This is a genomic window from Brachybacterium vulturis, from assembly GCF_002407185.1.
Classification (GTDB): domain Bacteria; phylum Actinomycetota; class Actinomycetes; order Actinomycetales; family Dermabacteraceae; genus Brachybacterium; species Brachybacterium vulturis.
In genome coordinates this window covers 336,376-354,917 of the sequence record NZ_CP023563.1, presented here as the reverse complement: position 1 = coordinate 354,917, position 18,542 = coordinate 336,376, and the positions used below count along the sequence as shown (strand labels likewise).

The window sequence follows — 18,542 nt, the reverse complement described above, 5'->3', positions numbered from 1 at the left end:
GCCTACGCCGGGTCGATGGGCGGTCGCTGAAGTGCTGCGTCGTCCCGGATGATCGTCGGCAGGAGCCCCATGGAGTCCAGCTCGTTGAAGACGAAGGGCGTGAGTGCATTGGGTGAGAGGCGGATCCGGTAGATCCTGCCGCCGGGGTGGAGCCGGGTGATCAGGTTGTGCTCCAGCAGAGCGCCAATCGCTCGCGAGCGGGCAGAGGCATCTGTTCCGAGCGCTGCGGTGAGGTCTCGGGATCTGAAAGGCGTACCTGCCGAGACTGCTGCCAGTGCCGCGGCCTCGGGTTCGCTGAGCTGCGCGGCGCGCTGGGCTCTGCGTATCGACGAGGTGATCAGGCGGCTCAGGGAATCTCCGGAGGCGAGTCGGTGCAGCGCTTCGAAGTCGCGGAGCAGTCCGTCGAGAACGAAGTCTGCCCACCCGATGAGGGCGTCGTCCTCGAGGGAGTCGGCGGCGGAGAGCCAGTCGTAATACTGCTGCCGATCGGCCCCGAAGACAGTCGTCGGGTTCACCGTCTGGTACTCCACATCCGGGGCGAAACCGCCCGTGCGGATCATCGCGTACGAGAACAGTCGAGCGACACGACCGTTTCCGTTTGCGAACGGGTGTATCCAGACGAAGCGATGGTGGGCAATCGCCATGCGCACCAGCTGCATGTGGGGTTCTGCGGGTGTGTTCGCGAAGTCGAGCAGATCGGACATGAGCGCGTGAACGGTCGAGGCGAGTGGAGGGATGTGCTGTGATCCGCTGATCTCCACCCCTCGTGTCCTATATTCGCCGGGCGTTGCGTCCCCCTCGCGTACGAGGTCATGCGTGGCGAGGTGGTGCAACTCCCGAATGAGGCCGTGAGTGAGGGGTGAGTGGGGGTGGATCTCGTGGTCGAGGAACTCTGCGGCGTCTTCGAGTCGGAGGATTTCCTGGACCGAGTCGTCGAGCGGGAGTCGCGGTTGCACCTGGCGCAGGCGGGCACCCTCGATCGCGTCGACCACAGTGGTGTGGTTCCCCTCGATGCGGGCCGAAGCGATGCTCGACATCAGGCGATACAGATCCGCCAGTTCCGAGAGCACGGGGAGATGTTCCGTCGCGCGGGGAAGATCGCCGCGCAGCCGTTCGAGCGCGACGGCCTTCGATGCAAGGGGGGAGTCGAAGGGGAAGCTGGGGACGCGCAATCCTGCGGTGCCATTCATGCAGGAATTGTATGTCCTCCGAGTGTCATTTGTTCGGGAGGATACAAAAGTGCAGGTGAAGAGTGCGTGCTGCCTATCCTGAGTGGCGCAGCATTTGCGGGCGTCCCTCTCAGGACTTGCGTGCGTCGGGGGTGCCGGGCGGCGCTCAGCGCACCACGGCGATGCCGTGTGCCGGCACCTCGCCCGAGCCGGCGGGGCTGACGCCGTCGAGCATGTCCGCACCGCTGACCGCTTCGAGCACCTCACCGGGGGCCGGCCGGGTTTCGGCGCCGAGGTTCAGCACCAGGGTGAGCGGGCCGGGCGCGCTGCCGTCGCTCCCGTCGGCCCCGTCGGCCCCGTCGGCCCCGTCGGCCCCGTCGCGCGGGGCGAGCACGATCTGCGCCCAGGTGTTCTCCAGCGTGCCCTCGTCCACGCGCACCGCGGCGGTGGCGAGCCACGGCTCCCGGCGACGCAGCGAGAACAGACGGCGGTGCACCTCGAGGATCCGCTCGGCGGCCTCGGGCTTGAGCAGGGTGAGGTGGTCGGGGCCGCCCGGGGCGCTGTCGGCGGAGGCGGCGGCGGTGACCACCTGGTCGGGGCTGCCGGGGAACCAGGGCCGGATCGCATCGTCGCCGCCGGAGCGCTCCTCCTTGACTCCGGTCGCACCGAACTCGTCCCCCGCATAGACCGTCGGGATCCCGGGCAGCAGCGAGAGCAGTGCGATCGCGGCGGCGAGGTCGCGGCCGTCGGCCAGTCGGGAGGCGATGCGGGTGGTGTCGTGGTTGCCGACGAAGGTCTGCGGGTGCGCGCCGCCGGCGGCGTCGAGGAAGTCCTGGTGGCGGCCCAGGGCGTGGGCGAGCTCGAAGAGGTTGTGCTCGGTCAGGCCCGACCAGATCGCCTTCCACAGCTCGTACTGGGTGATCGAGTGCGCGCCGGAGGCCTCCGCGAAGCCCGGGTAGTCGCCGTGGATGACCTCGCCGAGGATCCAGGCCTCGGGATGCGCGGCCCGCACGCGCTCGAGGATCGGGGCCCAGGCATCGGCGCCGGCGGCGTACATCGCATCCAGCCGCCAGCCGTCGGCCCCGCGCTCGAGCCAGCGCCCCATGATCTCCACGACGCGGTCCTGGATGACGGCGTCGGCCAGCTCGATCTCGAGGAGGTCGGCGTTGCCCTCGAAGCCGTAGGGGCTGCTGCCGGACCAACGGATCCGGTCCCCGTCGGCCGTGCCGGGACCGGCGGCGAGGGCGCGGCGCGCCACCGGGTGGCGATCCGAGACGTGGTTGAACACCCCGTCGAGCACCACCCGGATCCCGCGTGCGTGGCAGGCCTCGACGAGCGCATCGAAATCGTCGTCGTCGCCGAGGCGCGGGTCCAGCCGACGGTGCTCGAGGGTGTCGTAGCCGTGGGACACGGAGTCGAAGACCGGGTTCAGCAGCAGCACGTTCGCGCCGAGGGACACCAGGTGGTCGAGCCAGCCCTGCAGCCGCGGCAGGCGATGGACGACGTTCTCCCCGTCGGCCCCGCCGTAGCCCTCGCCGCCGAGGTCCTCGCGTTCGCGCGGCGCGCCGCAGAAGCCCAGCGGATAGACCTGCCAGCAGATCGCATCGCGGATCCAGGATGGGGCGGGCGCGGAGATGCTCATGCGGTCATCGTAGGCCGCGCCGGCGGGGACGGCAGGACCGGCCTCGCCCACCCCACCCCGATCGACCCGCAGAGCGTGGTGGAGACCCGCTTCCTGGTCACGAAACTCGGGGAGATCGAGATCGTCGCGCGCCCCATGTTCCGCGCCGGTGACCGCTGCGTGCTGACCTTCGACACCTAGCGGGTATGGATGAGGGTGCCTCGGTCGATCTCGTGGATCTCGTCGGCCAGCACAGCGAAATCTCCTTCGTTGTGACTGGTCATCACGACGGTGCCACCGCTCTCCCGGTGTGTGGCGAGACGCTCTCGCAGCGCTTCACTGCTGGAATGATCCAGGGCATTGAACGGTTCGTCGAGGATCAGGACCCGCTGGCCCTCCATCGTGGCCTGGACCAATGAGAGTTTCTGTTTCATGCCGAGCGAATAGCGGCCCACCTTCGTCGACGAGTCGGGGTCCAGACCGAAGCCCCGCATAGCCTCCCGTACCTCCGCCTCGCCGATGACGCCCCTGATCTGTGCGAGTGAGAGGAGGTTGTCGAGGCCGGTGCGCCCAGCCATGTAACCCGGACGATCGATGACGATCCCGAACTCCTGCGGGAAGGTGTTCCGGGGGTCGCGGTAGCGCGGATCGATGGTGATCGAGCCGGTATCCGGGAGGACGAATCCGGTCATGAGCCGGAAGAGCACCGACTTGCCGGAGCCGTTGGGCCCCCTGAGGCCATAGATCCTGCCGTCCTCGATGGCGAGGTTCACCCCCTGGAACAGCACGTTCGAGCCGTAGGACTTCGAGACATCGGTCAGTTCAACGATGGGCAAGGGATCTCCCGGTGATGAGGCGCTGCGGCGCGGGACGGGTGGAAATCACGTAGGCGGTCATGGAGAGGAGGACTGCGCTGATCACGAGGATGACGGTGCCCTGCCACGGAGACGCGCCGTTCTGGAGCAGGCCGAGCATATGGAGGCCCGAGGGGAAGTACCCGAGGGTGAGCGTTGGGATGCCCAGGACGATGAGGGCGAGAAGGGTCCAGACTCCCGCTATGTCCGACCCGGTCAGGAGGGCGACGAGGACAACTGCCATTCCGGAGACGTAGACCTGCAGGGCGCCGTTGATGAGGAACTGATGCCAGACCGCGCCCGTCGGCCCCAGCGAGAGATCTCGACCGGTGAGTGCGGCGAGGAGAAGTGTGGCGAGCGCCAGGACGAGAACGAGTGTGATGCCGGCCAGCAGGATCCGGACGGTGATGTTCCGCAGCCACGGCCAGACCTTGCCGTAACGCACTGCGAGCTGTGGAAGTCGAGGCAGATCGGAGTCGAAGACGGACAACAGCATGAGGTAAGCGGGGCCCAGAAATATCAGCATCGAGAAGGTGTACGTCGTGATGCGGAACTCCACCTCACCCGACCCGTAGAACAGAGCGATCAGCAGATCCTCGAACGTCGAGGCGCCGCTCCCCAGCGCGGCTGCCGTGAGCAGTGCCGCGACCAGCAGAGCGTAGATGCCGCTCGCTGCCGAGGCCGGCCGGAGCGGGAGCCGGCGCTGCTCGATGAGACCCACGAGCGCAAGCACCACGATGCTCACCGCGGTGAGCAGCAGAATCGGGGTCACAGGCCATCCCGGAAACCCGCGATGAGCGAGTACGACGAGCGACTCCAGGACACCGGCGACAGGCGTTCGTACCAACAGCAGTGGCACCAGGAAGCCGGCGCTCAGCACAAGCAGGAGGCTGAGCGGGCGATGCCGCGAGGTCGCGATAGCAACAGCACTGGCCACCGTCGAGACCGCGAGGAGGCCGGAGATGGTGAGGACGCTCTGGGCGATGACTGCTGCGAGCGGGGGCAACCCGCTAGTCGTCCACGCTGCGAGGAGTGCGTTGTCGATCGCACCCCAGGGAGCCCGTGTCCACTGCGTCGTCAACGGCAGCCCGGGAGCGGTCACAGCAGCGGCCGCCACAGTCGTCCCCACGATGAACACCGCGTCTCGCAAGAACGTGGACCCACGCGCCAGCATCCATCGGAGGCGGGACCCGTGCCGCAGAAGGACCAGAGGGTCGGTCGACTCGGCGAGGTGGGCTGCCACGCTCAGAATCCACGCCATGAGCATCCATGGGATCAGGATGTACGAATCACCTGAGACATTCAGGACGGCCTCGAGGAAGGATGGTCGCGCGCCGAGCTCCGCGGCGCCAGCTGTCAGCGAGCGAGTGTGGAGGAACGCCGAGGCGACGACGATCGCCGCATACACCGGCAGATACCACGTGCGAACGACGGCAGCGGTGCTCACAGGAGCGTCGTCACTTCCCCGCGCCGATGGTGGAGCAACGCTGCCAGCATCACGAGTATCCCGACCCACCACAGCAGCGGCACTGCCGCAGTCCAGATCGGTGACTGGGTCACGGTGAACGGGTTGATGGAGGAGACGGACCGGAAGCTCGCCTGGCCCGCAGCACCGATCACAGCGTTATCCACCCAGTACAGGACGAGCGGGATCGCGAACGCCACTGCTCGGCGCCCGGTGAGCAGGAGCAGTCCGAACGCGACGAGGGAGAAGATGGCAGCCCACAGGCCTTGCCACATCACGACCACGGCCACGTAAAGGATCCCGCTCGCCGCAGTGAGCTGAGTGAACGTCGCGTAGTCGCTCGAACTCGGACCGGGCAGCGCCACACCGAACGGACCGAATCCGAAAGCGTAGAGCGCGGAGAGAAGCGTCGCCGCCATCATGACAGCGGCTGGGATCGCTGTGCTGTGCAGGGTGAGCGCGAGGAGGCGATGGCGAAGGTCCTGGCGGGTGCGTGTGTAGAGGAACCAGCCGTTCGTGAACTGCTCCGAGATCGGGACGACGTACAGCGCAACCACGAGCAGGGGGCCGATGAGTGCCTGGATCTCGAAGCTGAGGGAGAACAGCGTCATCGGGGAGTCGAGGATACTTCCAGCGCCCATGCTCGCCGCGACGAGCGTGGGTGCCACGACAACAGCGAGGACGAGCCCCCACCACATCGGACGTCGGGCTATCGAGAGGCGACTGAACCGCCGCCGCGCCGGCACCACGAGATTCTTGGTGGCGCCGGCGGGCGGCGTCAGGTTCACTGGCTGCGCCACTTACCACTGACCTGGACGTTCTGGAGCGTCGTGAGGTCATTGCTGAAGGAGATGCGGGTGTTGCTCCCGCTATTGATTGTGTTGGTGAGTGAGCGTGCGTCGCCGTCATCGACGTTTCGTGACCATGGCCCGGCGTACGAGGGCCCCTCGGCGCGCGCGTCGACGACGTAGTTCCCGCCCACCATCGTGCTGTTGAACTGGACGTGCGCGTTGGAAATCGCCTTGGTCTGGTATCCGGTCGATCCCAGGCCATTGATGCGCGGCACGGTGGTGCTGAACGAGGAATACGAATTTCCCGCGTACGCGGCGCCCATGCCGCCGAGCAGCAAAGTTCCCAGGACTGCAGCAGCTGCGATTCGTGATCGTACGCTTTTCATGCTTTTCCTCGGATGTGATGTGACAGCGCGATGTCAGTATTGACACCCGGCGAGCACTCTATGTCCGCAAGTGCGTCGATGTGAACCGTTCCAGGAAAATCAGGGGCTCGCACGCGCCGCATCGACGGCCGTCGGTGGCGTGCAGGGATATCGTCTTCCTGCCGGCGGATGGCCTCGCCGTCGGCCCCAACCCGCGACCCAGGAGCGATCACCGATGATCCGCATGCGCACCGACTTCTTCGCCGAATCCCTCGGCATGGGCACCTCGATGGTGGTGCTTCTGCCGCAGGCCGCGGCCGGGATTGGGATGGAAGGAGCCGACGGGCAGGCAGGCGCCGATGCAGTGTCCGCGCGCGGCGTGCCGGTGCTCTACCTGCTGCACGGGCTCAGCGATGACTGCACCATCTGGGAGCGGCGCACCTCGATCGAGCGGTACGCGACCGAGAAGGGCATCGCCGTGGTGATGCCCGAGGTGCGCCGCTCCTTCTGCGCCGACGAGGCGGTGGGGGAGGCGTACTGGACCTTCGTCGCCGAGGAGCTGCCGCAGCTGATCGCCCGCACCTTCCGCGTCTCCACTGCCCGGGAGGACACCTTCGTGGCGGGCCTGTCGATGGGCGGCTTCGGGGCGTTCAAGCTGGCGCTGCACCATCCGGAGCGCTTCGCCGCCGCCGCGAGCCTCTCGGGGGCGCTGGATCCCGCATCGCTGAGCCTGGAGCTGAACACCGGCCATCTCGCCGAGCGGATCTGGGCGGGACGCGATCTCACCGGTACCGAGGACGACCTGTGCGGCCTGCTGGCCGCTGCCGACCCCGCAGCGCTGCCGGCCCTGTTCCTGGACTGCGGCACCGAGGACCAGCTGCTGGGCATGAACCGGGGGTTCCTCGACGCCGCCCGGCAGCACGGCGTGGAGCTCACCTCCCGGCTGCGCCCGGGCGCGCACACCTGGGACTTCTGGGACCAGGGCATCCAGGACGTGCTGGACTGGCTGCCGCTGCGCGGCTGAGCACAGAGCCGCCGCGGCGCGCCGCCGGCACCGACGATCCCCTCCGCTCAGCCCGCGACCAGCGCGATCACCAGCAGCGCGAGATAGAGGACCACCTCGATCCCCAGGTTCAGCCGCCCCGGCGCGGCGAGGTGCGCGGCCTCCCGCCGGGTCGGCTCGGCGGGAGGAGTCCGCACCAGCAGGCGCCGGCACGCGACCACGACGCCCGCGGTCAGCGCGAGGGTGAGCAGCCACGGCAGCCACCACAGCGCGGAGGGCACGACCCCGATCACCCCGAGGATCGCGAGGATGCTGGCACCGCCGAGGCCGCGCTGGAGGATCCGCCACGGATGCTGATGGCGTCGGAAGAGAGCCACGACCGAGCTCAGCAGCACGACCGAGAGCACCAGAGCGGACAGCAGCGGCAGCAGACCCAGCACGGTCGTCACAGGGCCACCTCCCCGGTGAGGATGTCCACCGCGAGCGCATCGACGCTGCGGGCGGTGTCGGTGAGGATCACGATCCCTCGGCCGGTCGCCGGCGTGAAGCCCACGAAGGCGGCGAAGCCGCCGGTCATCCCGTTGTGGAAGGTGTGCCAGGTGCCGTCGCCGAAGTCCTCGTGGAACCAGTTCATGCCGTGGTGCTCCGTCGCGCTGGACTCGACCAGGATCTCGGAGGCGGCGGCCGCGCCCGGGGCCGAGCCGTCGAGGGTCCCGGCCAGGTAGGTGGCCAGATCCGCCGCGGTGGAGCGGATGCCGCCCGCCGGGGCGCTGCCGTTCATGGTCCACGGGGCCTGCGGCAGGCCGCTCCCGCCATGGCCCCGAGTGGCCGTCTCCCGCAGGTTCTCGGCGGTGATCGGGGCGTAGGTGCCACCCAGTCCCAGCGGCTCGAGGATCCGCTGGGTCAGCAGCGGGGCGAAGTCGGTCCCGGCCGCACGGGCCAGCAGCTGACCCTGCAGCGCGACGCCGAGGTTCGAGTAGGCGAAGCTGCCGCGCCCAGAGGGGCTGCACGCGAGCGCGTCGGCGATCACCTGGTCTGCGTCGCGTCCCGCATACGGGTCCTTCCGCAGGAAGCTCGCCAGGAACGAGCCGGCGACGGTGCCGGGTGCCAGGCGCGGCAGTCCGGAGGTGTGGATGGCGAGCTCGGCGAAGGTGACGTCCGCGATCTCGCTGCTCGCCGCGCCGTCGCCGAGCACCTCGGCGACGGTGGTCCGCGTCGTGACCTCGCCGCGGGAGATGGCCTCGGCCAGCAGGGCACCGGTGAAGGTCTTGGAGACCGAGCCGATCTCGAACTCCGTGTTCTCGTCGGCCCCGAAACCGGCGAAGCGCACGCCGCCGCTGCCGTCGAGATGGGCGACGGCCACCCGGCGATGGCCACTGAGGTGCGGGGTGAGAGTACGGGTCAGCTGCCGGTCTCCGCCGGGGTCTCCGAGATCCGCGGGGCGGGGGCTGGTCAGCGCAGACATCCCGAGGAGGCCGACGACGGCCGGGATCCCGGCGGCCAGGACGGTTCGTCGGCCGACCGGAGGCGTCGGGGCCGGAGCGTCCGCCGCGGCTGCGGGGTCGGGGGTGCCGGGGTCGCCGGCGGGTCGATCGGGGAGCATGCTCACCCCGTCTCCAGGGCGGTGATGATGGCCAGCAGGGGCACCACGCGCGGCGCGGCGAGTGCCCAGCTGCCGCGGCGCGGCGTGGTCACCCAGCCCCCGCCCTGCAGCGCGGAGAGATGGTGATAGGCGACGCCCGTCGAGGCCAGCTCCAACTCGTCCACGAGCTGGGCGACGGTGTGCTCGCCGTCCAGCAGCCGGCGCAGCAGCGCCAGGCGCAGGGGATGACCGAGCGCCGCGACCGTCTCCGCGTGCTCGGCCCAGTCCGTCGCCAGCAGGTGCTCGGTGGGGCGCCCCCACTGGTACTCGAGGTGCCCGGCGCCCACGTCCACCGCCCCGGCGAACACCACCGCACCGGGGGTCGGGCAATGCTCCTTCAGGGAGGTCAGCGCCCAGAACGCATCCTCCGCGGGCTCCGAAGAGGACTGCACGGGGGTGCTCGCGGCCGCGCTCGCCGCAGCATCGGGACGAGGAGGGCGCGAGGGTGCGCAGCGGCCGCTCTCGAGGTGCTCCTCCGTGGTGCCGGCGGATTCCAGGGCGGCCACCCGCGCCTCGAGCGCTTCCAGTCGGGCGCGGGAGTCCGGGAGGGACGGATCGGGGTGCGGGACCATGGAACCAGAATATCCGGAAATTCGGAATAATGGAAGAGTGGAGGGGGTGCCGCCCGGGCTGTGCTCCGGAGGCTCGCGCCCGAGCCCTTCCGCGGAACGCTCGACGGGGCGTGGCGCACATGCGGCACGATGGACCTCTCAGCACCGACCGGCGCGACCCCGCCGGCCTCCGATCATCCCGGGAGAGACCGTGGCCATCTTCGCCGTCCAGTACACCTACACCGACGACGCCCAGCGCGTCGCCACCTTCCGGCCCGAGCATCGCGAGCACCTCTCCGAGCTGCGCCGGGAGGGGACTCTGCTGCTCGCCGGTGCGCTGGGCGGCGGTCCGGGCGCCCTGCTGATCGTCGTCGCGGAGTCTGCGGAGGACGCGCTCGCGAAGCTCGACGGCGACCCCTTCAAGCGCGAGCGGGTCATCGTCGACCGTGACGCGCGCGAGTGGACCGTGGCGATCGGGGAGCTGCCCGGCGCCTGAGCGGGCCCCCGGTTCAGGCCCCGCGCCGCTCGGCCTCCTGCAGGTCCATCAGCTCGCCTGCCGTGGCGCGGGGTCGCCTCGCCTCGCCGACCAGCACCAGCGGCAGCGCCTCGGCTCCGCCGTGCTCGGCCAGCAGCTGCTGCGCCTGTACGTCGCGGTGCACGTTCACCCACACCACGTCCTCGCGCGGCGAGCGGAACGCGACCTGGAGCCGCGAGGAGTGTGGATCGCCCGGTGCCCACAGCACGATCGCGGTGCCCACCTCGCGTCGTGCCAGAGCGGTGGCCAGCGGGGTGTGCTCCCCGGCGCGCAGCGGACTGGTCCAGTACGCCATGAACACCGAGAACAGCGCGACCGCCGCGGCGCCGATCCACTGCTCGGCCAGGACCAGCACGACGGCCAGCAGCAGCCCGCCCACCAGCAGCAGGGCAGGTCGCAGCCAGGCCCGCGCCGGGACCCGTGCGGGTCGCGAGCTGTGGTCGCCCGTGCTCAGGTCCTCGGAGCTCAGATCATCACCGCCGTGGCCAGGCGCTCGGTGGTCTCGGCCACCAGCGCGTCGCGCAGGGCCCCCACGGCCGGGATGGCCAGTGCGCCGCGCCGGTTCAGCAGGCCGATCATCCGGTTGTCCAGGTCCGGGATCGCCCGCACCACCACATCGGCCGACGGCGCCGCCTCCAGGGCGGTCTCCGGCATCAGCGCCACCCCGCCGCCATGCATGATCAGCTGCTGGACCACGATCGTGTCGTCGGTCGAGTGGCGCACCTGCGGGGAGAAGCCCGCACGACGCGCGCTGGAGAGCAGGTTCGCGCGGCAGCGCTCGCAGCCTGCGATCCAGGGGTCCTTCGCGAGGTCGCCGAGGGTGAGGTCGGGATCCTCGGCCAACGGGTGGTCGCGCGGCAGCACCGCCATCACGCGGTCCTCCATCAGCGAGGTCCACTCCAGGGTGCCCTCGTCGCCGATGTCGGAGCAGGGGTAGCGGAACACGAGAGCGAGATCGAGCTCCCCCTCGCGCAGCGCGACGACCGCGTCCGGCGGCTCCAGCTCGGAGAAGGTGACGTCCAGCTCCGGCGCCGTCTCCGCCAGCCGGTTCAGCACCGGCGGCAGCAGCATCGCCGCGGCCGAGGGGAAGGTCCCGAACTTCACCGTGCCACGGCGCAGGGCGGTGATGTCGGCGAGCTCCTCCTCGGCGGCGTGCAGCTGGGCGGCGATCGCCTCGGCGTGCGCGGCGAGACGGCTGCCGGCCTCCGTCGGCGTGATCCCGGCGGAGGAGCGCAGCAGCAGCTGCGTGCCCACCTCCTTCTCGAGCGCCGCCAGGTGCTGGGAGACCGCAGGCTGGGTCCAGCCCAGCTCACGGGCACCGGCACCGATCGAGCCGTTGCGCACCACGGTGCGGAAGATGAGCAGACGACGAGGATCCATGCCTCCATGGTAGGCGCAGGTGGCAAGCCAGGCTTATGGGTTCGGGCACACTGTGCAGTATCGGGGTGACGATGACCGCGGTGCACTCAGGGCGGGAGCGCGAACCAGGCGTCGTGTCGGAGGTGTTATGTCGGAGGTGTTCGCGGAATTGCGGATCCGCAACCCCGTGAACGCTCTGGCACCTGGCACCTGGCACCTGGCACCTGGCACCTGGCACCTGGCACTTGGCATCGGTCACCCGGCATCTGGGCTCGGGGCTCTCAGCGCGAGGTTCTGGGTCAGGGGGTCGAGGCCGAAGGTTCGCCCGGATAGGTGCCGATGCTCCACAGGTTCCCCTCGGGGGACGCGATCGTGATGTCCCGGCCTCCGTGCTCCGGTGCACGCAACGGTTGCACGATACGGGCGCCGGCGACCTGCACCCGCTCGACGAGGGCGTCGAGGCCGTCGTCGTCGATCACCAGGTAGGCGCCGAGCGTGCCGGGCTCGCGCTGGTACTCGCCCTCGGGTCTGTGGGTGCCGAGCATGACCGCGCCGCCGCCGGGCCAGTCCAGCTGGGCGTGCGCGATCGAGTCGTCCTCGCCGGGGACCACCAGGGTCTCGACGAATCCGAGCACGTCGCACAGGAAGCGGATCTCGGCGCGGGCGTCGTGGGCCTGGAAGGCGGGGAAGACGCCTACGTGGGCGGTGGGGCTGTTCGTGGTGTCCATGGCTCAATTCTGTGCCGTGCCGTGGCTACTGGCTAGACGTCACCGATACTCTCCCGCACCGAGCACGATCGTTGGTCCGGCCACGATCCATGTGGGCGTGCGCATGGGTCGCGGCCCGACGAATTCCGCTGGCGCGTGCCCCTCGGCGACTCAGCGTGTTGATCTGCCGACGAGCACGGGACTCACGTCTGGTCCCTGGAGATCTCGGACTCTTCCTTGCGGACGGCCTCGCGGAACGCGCGCACCCCGGTGGAGAACCGACCGGCTCCGGAGCGGACACCGCCGACGGCATTCTCGCCGAACTGCTTCGCGGCACCGGCGCCGTCGGCCCCGGTCTCGAGGACCTTGTCCCGCACCTCGCCCGCGGCGGTCCGCCAACGCTTCGCCCCCGTCGACTCGTGACCGTCCTCGATCTCGAGGACGGTCTGGAACTCGAGAACCCGTTCGACGACGACATTGCTCGATGACACGGCGGCGCGAGCAGGGCGCGGAGAGAGGAGGACCTTCGCGTTCGCCCGTCGGATCGCAGTGTTCATGCGTTCCAGGAGCAGCTCGGTAGCGCGGTGGATCGTGGCGAGCCGGTTGTTCCGAGCGCTCTGCAGCCCGCGGCGGTGCTTCTCCAGGTCCTCCGGTTCGCTGTCGAGGACCCGATCGAGCTCGAGCACCGCCAGTGCATCCTGCAGCTGGACACAGCGCGCGATGACCGCGAGCCACTCCCGCACCTTCGGCTCGGCGGTCTTCGCCGCATCGGCGATCTCACTGACGCTCGCCGTGTCGACCTTCTCCGCGAGCGCATCGATCTGTCGCAGGGCGTAGGCCTGGGTACGGGCGATGGTCAGGGCCGTGGACTGGACCTTCGACCAGGTCACGTCCGAGACCCGGCCGACGTCCTCCCGAATGGTCATGGCCTCCTCGATGACCAGGTCGACCCCGATCATGTCTGCCAGGACGGCATCCTTCTGAGCGCGCAGGACATCGTTGACCTTCTCGTCGATGAGGGCGAGATACTCGCCGATCTCCTCGATGGCCTCCTGCATCGCCATCTGGGACATGATCGCGGCGACCGCCGCGAGGGCCGCAGGGCTCACCAAGGCGGCGGTACCGCCGACGAACTGCAGGTTCTTCGCGAACTGGCCGTTGGACGCGCGCAGCGTGGCGTGGAAGTTCCCGGTGGTCGCGTTCTTGACCATCGGGAACAGTTTCATGGCGGCGTGGGACTCGTCCGTGAGCTTCATCCACTTGCCGGAATTGCCCACCGCTGCGGAGCCGGCGTGGAACATGCCCGCCGCGGTCTTGTACCTCGGACTCAGACGGCTCGTGTCGAGTTCGGCGGCGTCGAGGCCGTAGGAGTTCAGGAAGGCATCGACGTCCTGGGGAGCGCCGAGGACGGCGATGCCTTCACCGTCGTTGATCACTTCGATCTGATTGGTCATGCAGCGCTCCGGAGCCTCGGGGGTCGCACGGTGCGGCCTCGTCACCACGATTATCGCGGGGAGGGGAGACATCTCGGGCGAGAAACCGCGGTGAGGGCCAGGAGCGAGCCCAAAGCGTTACCGAGGGAGCGCCCACGACGGCGTCAGTCCCAGGTTCTCCCGCGGTGTCGAGCCGGGCGAACTCCATCAGGTGGCGGGTCAGACCGGATCTTCCACCCGCTCCCGCTCCACGTGCGAGCGGGCATGCTCGAGGGCGCTGTCGAAGTCCACGAAGAGGTGCTTGTGATGGCGCAGCGCGGCCAGCACCCCCACCCGGCGGAACAGCGAACTGTGGCTGTCCTGCACCCCCTTGATCAGCACGGTGATGCCGCGCCGCTCCAGGGCGCGGACGATCTGGGCGAGCACCTGGGCGCCGGTGGCGTCGACCCGCTCCAGCCGGGACAGCCGCAGGATCACCACGCTCACCGACCCCACCTCCATCACCGTCTCGAGCACCCGCTCGGCGGAGACGAAGAACAGCGGACCCTGGAAGCGGATCGCCGTGATCGACGCGTCCAGCTCGCTGTGGTGTGCGACCCGGATCGGCTCGAGGCTCACCCCGGTGGTGCGCGCCGCGCCGCGCAGGGCGACGACCGCCGCCAGCGCCACCCCGATCAGCACGGCGATGATCAGGTCGAAGGAGACCGTCACCAGCGCGGTGATGGTGAAGATCCAGGCGTCGGAGCGGGTCGAGGTCAAGATCGAGCGCACGGTGGCCAGGCGCACCATACGGATCGCGGTCATGAACAGCACGCCCGCGAGCGCGGCCAACGGGATCATCCCCACCGGTCCGGCCGCGACGTAGACCACCGCCAGCAGCACCAGGGCGTGGACGATCGAGGCGGCACGGGTGCGGGCCCCGGCCCGCAGCGAGACGGAGGTGCGGGCGATCGCGCCGGTGGCGGGCATGCCGCCGAACAGGGCGGCGCCGACGGAGGCGATGCCCTGGCCCACCAGCTCGCGGTCCGGGTCGAAGGCGCCGGTGTCGGACATGGAGCCGGCCACCCGCGCCGAGAGCAGCGACTCGATCGCGGCCAGCGCGGCCACGGTCCCCGCGGCCGGCAGCAGCACCCCCAGCAGCGCCGGATCGATCGCGGGCACCGAGGGGGCGGGCAGCGAGGCGGGGATCGCCCCGATCGTGGCCAGCGGCGTCGGTAGCAGCGCGGCGAGCACCGCGACCAGGGCGATGCCGATCAGCGAACCGGGGATCGAGGGGTGGATCCGCGGGGCGATCAGCATCGAGGCGGCCACGATCGCGACCGCACCCAGCGCCCAGGCCAGGTGCGCGAGATCGGCCATGGCCAGCGACTGCGCGGCGGCGATGAGCGCATTCGAGCTCAGCACCCCGGGCGCGGCCGGATCTGCGGAGGCGATCAGCGGGACCTGCTGCATGAAGATGATGCAGGCGATGCCGAGGGTGAACCCTTCGATCACCGGCCAGGGGATGATCGAGACCACCTTCCCCAGCCGCAGCAGGCCGGTGACCATCACCATCAGTCCGGCCAGCAGGGTCACGGCGGCGATCGCCCCCGCGCCGTAGCTGGCGACGATCGGCACCAGCACCACCACCATGGCGCCCGTCGGCCCCGAGACCTGCACGTTCGAGCCGCCGAAGACCGCGGCGAGGAAGCCCGCGACGATTGCGGTGATCAGTCCCTGCTCCGCGGTCAGTCCCGAGCTGACCCCGAAGCCGAGCGCGAGCGGCAGCGCCACGATGCCCACGGTCACCCCGGCCAGCAGATCCTTCCGCCAGGTCTTCGGCAGCAGGCGGTAGTCCTCGCGGACGGGCCACAGATCGCGGGTGCGCGCCATGGCCGTGCGCAGGCGCTGAGGCGTCGAGGGTGCGGCCGACGGGGGAGTGCCCGAGGTGCGGGGTGTGGTCACCGGCTCTCCCCGGCGATCTGGGGGAGGGTCCGTGCGGCGTCCAGGCGGTCGCGGTCCTCGTCGAGCATGGTCAGCAGCAGGGCGCGGGCGACGGCCAGCAGCTCGCGGATGCGCGGATCGGCCAGGCGGTAGTAGACGTGGCTCGCGCGGCGCTCGGAGGCCACCAGGTGGTGGCGGCGCAGCACGGACAGGTGCTGGGAGAGGTGGGAGGCCTCCAGTTCCGTCTCGGCCTGGAGAGAGGCGACGGAGACCTCCTCGGCATCGGCGAGCAGTTCGAGGATCCGGATCCGGTAGGGGTGGGCGAGGCCCTTGAAGAGATTGGCCTTGACCTCGTAGAGGGGGCGCTGACTCCGGGATAGTGGCATGATGAAAACATCATATCGTGGTGATCTGCGGTGCGCACGCGGTGGTGAGCAAGGTGATGGCAGGCTGTCCGGATGAGCGCTTCCCCCATCGGCCGGCTCCTCCCGGATCTCGCCGAGAACGCGGTGCTGGGGCTGTCGCGCCGATCAGGTACTCCTGCGTCGAACTGCTCCGGTGAGAGATCGACTCGCCCGCAGAGGCGCTCACGTCTGGCGGTGCTGGTCAGACGGGCAGATCGTCCCAGTCGAAGGTGGTCGTCTCCCCGGCCTCCCAGTCGTGACGCAGGATGCCGTAGGCCACCGCGGCGAGCGGCGTGCCGCCGTCCACCGGCCAGCCCTCCCGGTAGTGCGCTTCCTTGAGCCAGCCGCAGCGCACGAAGATCCTGCGCATGGCGATGTTGTCCTCGCGGGTCTGCCCCTCGAAGCGCTTCACCGCCGGCATGGTGCCGAAGACGTGGTCGGTGACGGCCCGCAGGACGTCGACCCCGAGGCCACGGCCGCGGAACGGGGTGTCGAGACGGAGGTCGAACAGCGGCGCGTCATCGCTCAGGTCCTCGAGGCGGAGGACGCCGAGGCGGCCGAGATCGTGGTGATCGATCCAGAACGAGTCGTGGTCCTCGTCGCGATAGGCGCCCTTGCCGATCGCGGCGTCGACCTCCGCGGCGCCCCAGCGGGGATGCACATGGAACGGGAACTCGTTGCGCGTCATGAACTCGACGAGGGTGTCATGGTCGTCGCCGGTCGGGTCGAGACGCGCGAAGGAGACGGTCATGGGTCACGAGCGTAGGCCAGCCGCGTCGCAGCATGCGCTGCGACCCGCGGCCGACGTTCAGATGCGACGGGCGCTCCTCGCCGCAGCGGACGTGGCATCGCCGGGCAGGAAAGACAGGCCGACCACGACGAGCGCCAGGACGAAGTACGCCCAGGTGTCGACCGCGTTCAGAGGCACGAAGTTCGCCATCGAGCTCGGGTCGACGAGCAGGCCGAAGAGCCACAGCACCGCGGCGAGGCCGCCGGCGATCCGCAGATACCTCCGCGCAGAGTGGGAGAACCTCGACTGCGCGAACCCGGCCACGCCGAGCAGCAGGTGGATGATGTTGTGCAGCATGGACACCTGGAAGATGCCCAGCACCATCGCTCCGGAGCCGTAGCCCATCTCGATCGCATTGAAATTCGATGTCACACCGGGGACGAATCCTGCGAAGCCGATCGCGAGGAAGAACAACCCGCACACGATCGCGGCCCACCGCACGGGGGCGCGCGCGGGGTCCTCGTTCGCTCGTGTCAGGGGCGGGTCGACGGGGCCATCGATGAACATGACTGTTCCTCCGTTCGTCTGCTCCATGCAGGAGCTTCGACGGGCCTGCCGGCGCGGTGATCGCACCGACCGCACGGCTGCGGAGCGGAGACTCCGCTCGACGCTGTGCATCCCAGATTACGCCCGTGCCGGACGGTGTGGAAGGGGGCGGCTGATCGGACCCGAGGGGACAGGGCGTGAGCAACGTCGAGGATGGGCGCTTGCGTGCGCGGGGGCGAGCCGTGCTCTCGCGTGGGTGCGCCTACCATGAGCGCATGATGAACCGATGGGGGAATGATGATCACGGGCCGGGTGGGGACCCGTCCTGGCTGGGCGGCGGGGACCGCGACGGCGCGGAGCCGCAGGGGGCGGACGGCTCCGGCGGCTGGTCCTCCGATTTCGCCTCCGACGCCCAGGGAGCCGACCCGGACTTCGGCGACAGCAGGGATCCGCAGGCGGCGGAGCGGATGGCACCCCGCTTCGGCGATGTCACCGGGGACGAGGCGCGCAGGAGGGGCGGTGAGTCGGAGTCGTCGTGGATGGCGGGATTCACCGGTCAGGGCACCGAGGAGTCATCGAGCAGCCGCTCCACCCTCGGCACGGTGATCGGCGGGGTCGTCCCGATCCTGGTGGTGGTGGTCTTCGGGGTCATCATCATGCGATTCTTCGATTTCGGTCTCAGCGCGTGGTGGATCTTCGTGTTCGTCATTCCGTTCATCCGCCGGATCACCCGGAAGATCGGCAAGCACTTCGGCGACTGACCCCTCAGCCGGTGGCCAGGCGGTAGGCCGCCCCGTCCGCGGAGCGCACCAGCACCCCCGCGTCCACGGCGTCGCGCCGGACCAGCGCGACATCCTGCGCGAACATCGCGATCGCGGCGTTCAGCTCGGCCTCGCTGAGCGTGCGCCGCGGTCCCACGCGCTCGAACACGATCGTCGCGATCCGCGCGCTGACCGCCTGGGACTCCTCGGTCTTCGCCGGGATGCCGTCGAGCCTGCCCACCTCGAGGATCGCCTGGTCGGAGCGCATCAGGGCGAGCGTCTCGGCGATCTCGCGCACCGCTGCGACGTCGACCTCGCCGTCGGGGCGGAGCCAGTCCACTCGGGAGAGCGGCCCGCGCACGTCTGCGGTCTCGGGCGCTGCCTCGCCGGTGAGGCCCTGGCCGATCCCCGCCCGCAGCTTGGGCGCGGAGAGCATCGAGAACAGCATCCGGGCACGGCCCAGCGGGGTGGCGAGATCACGGGTTGTGGGCATGGTCCGGCCTGCTTTCGTCGTCGGGAGCGGGGTTCAGGATGTCACGGGGGTAGATGACAGCGGAGGGCCGGCGGCGGCCCCTCCCGCCCGGCGGCATCCCACGCTGGGTGGTGTACCTCTTCCTGGCCACGTTGCTGGTGGTGCTCGCGGCCGTGCCGAGCTTCGCCTGATCGTCGACTCCGACGGGTGC

Annotated in this window: 21 protein-coding genes; 3 read left to right on the top strand and 18 right to left on the bottom strand. The window is 69.8% G+C overall.

The genetic code is table 11. The features are described from left to right. Nucleotides 1–2: 2 nt before the first annotated feature. The 6 genes from CFK38_RS01575 to CFK38_RS01550 form a co-directional block, all read right to left on the bottom strand. Nucleotides 3–1,190 carry a Fic family protein gene (locus CFK38_RS01575; RefSeq protein ID WP_096801497.1) on the bottom strand — a complete coding sequence of 396 codons (1,188 nt, stop codon included), beginning with the start codon at nucleotides 1,188–1,190 and terminating at the stop codon, nucleotides 3–5. A 145-nt stretch (nucleotides 1,191–1,335) separates the two neighbouring features. Next, a complete protein-coding gene (locus tag CFK38_RS01570) occupies nucleotides 1,336–2,811 on the bottom strand; it encodes an alpha-amylase family glycosyl hydrolase (RefSeq protein WP_096804161.1) in 1,476 nt (491 codons plus the stop codon). A 176-nt stretch (nucleotides 2,812–2,987) separates the two neighbouring features. Then, a complete protein-coding gene (locus CFK38_RS01565; protein ID WP_245851178.1) occupies nucleotides 2,988–3,578 on the bottom strand; it encodes an ABC transporter ATP-binding protein in 591 nt (196 codons plus the stop codon). A 34-nt stretch (nucleotides 3,579–3,612) separates the two neighbouring features. Next, nucleotides 3,613–5,091 (bottom strand): hypothetical protein, encoded by a 1,479-nt coding sequence (locus tag CFK38_RS01560; protein WP_096801495.1) that lies wholly within the window; start codon nucleotides 5,089–5,091, stop codon nucleotides 3,613–3,615. After that, on the bottom strand, nucleotides 5,088–5,909 hold the full coding sequence (locus CFK38_RS01555) for a hypothetical protein (RefSeq protein WP_157773310.1): 822 nt from the start codon (nucleotides 5,907–5,909) through the stop codon (nucleotides 5,088–5,090). Before CFK38_RS01555 ends, CFK38_RS01560 begins: the two co-directional genes overlap by 4 nt. Further along, on the bottom strand, nucleotides 5,894–6,286 hold the full coding sequence (locus CFK38_RS01550; protein WP_218192331.1) for a hypothetical protein: 393 nt from the start codon (nucleotides 6,284–6,286) through the stop codon (nucleotides 5,894–5,896). Before CFK38_RS01550 ends, CFK38_RS01555 begins: the two co-directional genes overlap by 16 nt. A gap of 214 nt (nucleotides 6,287–6,500) precedes the next feature. Here CFK38_RS01550 and CFK38_RS01545 point away from each other — a divergent pair, with 214 nt between their 5' ends. Then, complete coding sequence (locus tag CFK38_RS01545) at nucleotides 6,501–7,289, top strand: alpha/beta hydrolase (protein WP_096801493.1); 789 nt, start codon at nucleotides 6,501–6,503, stop codon at nucleotides 7,287–7,289. 47 nt (nucleotides 7,290–7,336) lie between these two features. Here CFK38_RS01545 and CFK38_RS01540 read toward each other — a convergent pair whose 3' ends face one another. The 3 genes from CFK38_RS01540 to CFK38_RS01530 are packed head-to-tail and all read right to left on the bottom strand — an operon-like array spanning nucleotide 7,337 to nucleotide 9,482. Beyond that, nucleotides 7,337–7,717, bottom strand: coding sequence for a hypothetical protein (locus tag CFK38_RS01540; protein ID WP_096801492.1), 381 nt, complete (start codon nucleotides 7,715–7,717; stop codon nucleotides 7,337–7,339). Continuing rightward, nucleotides 7,714–8,871: a serine hydrolase domain-containing protein gene (locus CFK38_RS01535; RefSeq protein WP_096801491.1), complete on the bottom strand. Its 1,158-nt coding sequence runs from the start codon at nucleotides 8,869–8,871 to the stop codon at nucleotides 7,714–7,716. The genes CFK38_RS01540 and CFK38_RS01535 overlap by 4 nt, the downstream gene beginning before the upstream one ends. Nucleotides 8,872–8,873: 2 nt before the next feature. After that, entirely contained in the window at nucleotides 8,874–9,482 is a 609-nt protein-coding gene (locus CFK38_RS01530; protein ID WP_096801490.1) for a helix-turn-helix domain-containing protein, read from the bottom strand. 190 nt (nucleotides 9,483–9,672) lie between these two features. Here CFK38_RS01530 and CFK38_RS01525 point away from each other — a divergent pair, with 190 nt between their 5' ends. Next, a complete protein-coding gene (locus CFK38_RS01525; RefSeq protein WP_096801489.1) occupies nucleotides 9,673–9,957 on the top strand; it encodes a YciI family protein in 285 nt (94 codons plus the stop codon). A 13-nt stretch (nucleotides 9,958–9,970) separates the two neighbouring features. On the opposite strand, the gene CFK38_RS01520 is transcribed toward CFK38_RS01525, so the two are convergent. The 8 genes from CFK38_RS01520 to CFK38_RS01485 all read right to left on the bottom strand — a co-directional run bounded on the left by CFK38_RS01520 (nucleotide 9,971) and on the right by CFK38_RS01485 (nucleotide 17,119). Next, nucleotides 9,971–10,375, bottom strand: a complete 405-nt coding sequence (locus CFK38_RS01520; protein WP_096801488.1) for a hypothetical protein — start codon at nucleotides 10,373–10,375, stop codon at nucleotides 9,971–9,973. An 86-nt stretch (nucleotides 10,376–10,461) separates the two neighbouring features. Beyond that, nucleotides 10,462–11,376: a LysR family transcriptional regulator gene (locus CFK38_RS01515; protein ID WP_096801487.1), complete on the bottom strand. Its 915-nt coding sequence runs from the start codon at nucleotides 11,374–11,376 to the stop codon at nucleotides 10,462–10,464. Between the two features lie 278 nt (nucleotides 11,377–11,654). Further along, nucleotides 11,655–12,083 (bottom strand): VOC family protein, encoded by a 429-nt coding sequence (locus tag CFK38_RS01510; protein ID WP_096801486.1) that lies wholly within the window; start codon nucleotides 12,081–12,083, stop codon nucleotides 11,655–11,657. A 182-nt stretch (nucleotides 12,084–12,265) separates the two neighbouring features. Beyond that, nucleotides 12,266–13,516, bottom strand: a complete 1,251-nt coding sequence (locus CFK38_RS01505; RefSeq protein ID WP_096801485.1) for a hypothetical protein — start codon at nucleotides 13,514–13,516, stop codon at nucleotides 12,266–12,268. Between the two features lie 198 nt (nucleotides 13,517–13,714). Then, nucleotides 13,715–15,367 (bottom strand): SulP family inorganic anion transporter, encoded by a 1,653-nt coding sequence (locus CFK38_RS01500; RefSeq protein WP_096804159.1) that lies wholly within the window; start codon nucleotides 15,365–15,367, stop codon nucleotides 13,715–13,717. 68 nt (nucleotides 15,368–15,435) lie between these two features. Beyond that, nucleotides 15,436–15,804, bottom strand: a complete 369-nt coding sequence (locus CFK38_RS01495) for an ArsR/SmtB family transcription factor (RefSeq protein ID WP_096801484.1) — start codon at nucleotides 15,802–15,804, stop codon at nucleotides 15,436–15,438. Nucleotides 15,805–16,024: 220 nt separating this feature from the next. Then, nucleotides 16,025–16,573 (bottom strand): GNAT family N-acetyltransferase, encoded by a 549-nt coding sequence (locus CFK38_RS01490; protein WP_096801483.1) that lies wholly within the window; start codon nucleotides 16,571–16,573, stop codon nucleotides 16,025–16,027. Nucleotides 16,574–16,630: 57 nt separating this feature from the next. Continuing rightward, the gene (locus CFK38_RS01485) at nucleotides 16,631–17,119 is read right to left on the bottom strand and encodes a DUF4383 domain-containing protein (RefSeq protein WP_096801482.1); all 489 of its coding nucleotides are present in this window, start codon (nucleotides 17,117–17,119) and stop codon (nucleotides 16,631–16,633) included. Between the two features lie 254 nt (nucleotides 17,120–17,373). On the opposite strand from CFK38_RS01485, the gene CFK38_RS01480 reads away from it, so the two are divergent. Then, entirely contained in the window at nucleotides 17,374–17,859 is a 486-nt protein-coding gene (locus CFK38_RS01480) for a DUF805 domain-containing protein (protein WP_157773309.1), read from the top strand. 4 nt (nucleotides 17,860–17,863) lie between these two features. Here CFK38_RS01480 and CFK38_RS01475 read toward each other — a convergent pair whose 3' ends face one another. Then, a complete protein-coding gene (locus tag CFK38_RS01475) occupies nucleotides 17,864–18,352 on the bottom strand; it encodes a DUF2087 domain-containing protein (protein WP_096801480.1) in 489 nt (162 codons plus the stop codon). Nucleotides 18,353–18,542: the final 190 nt, after the last annotated feature.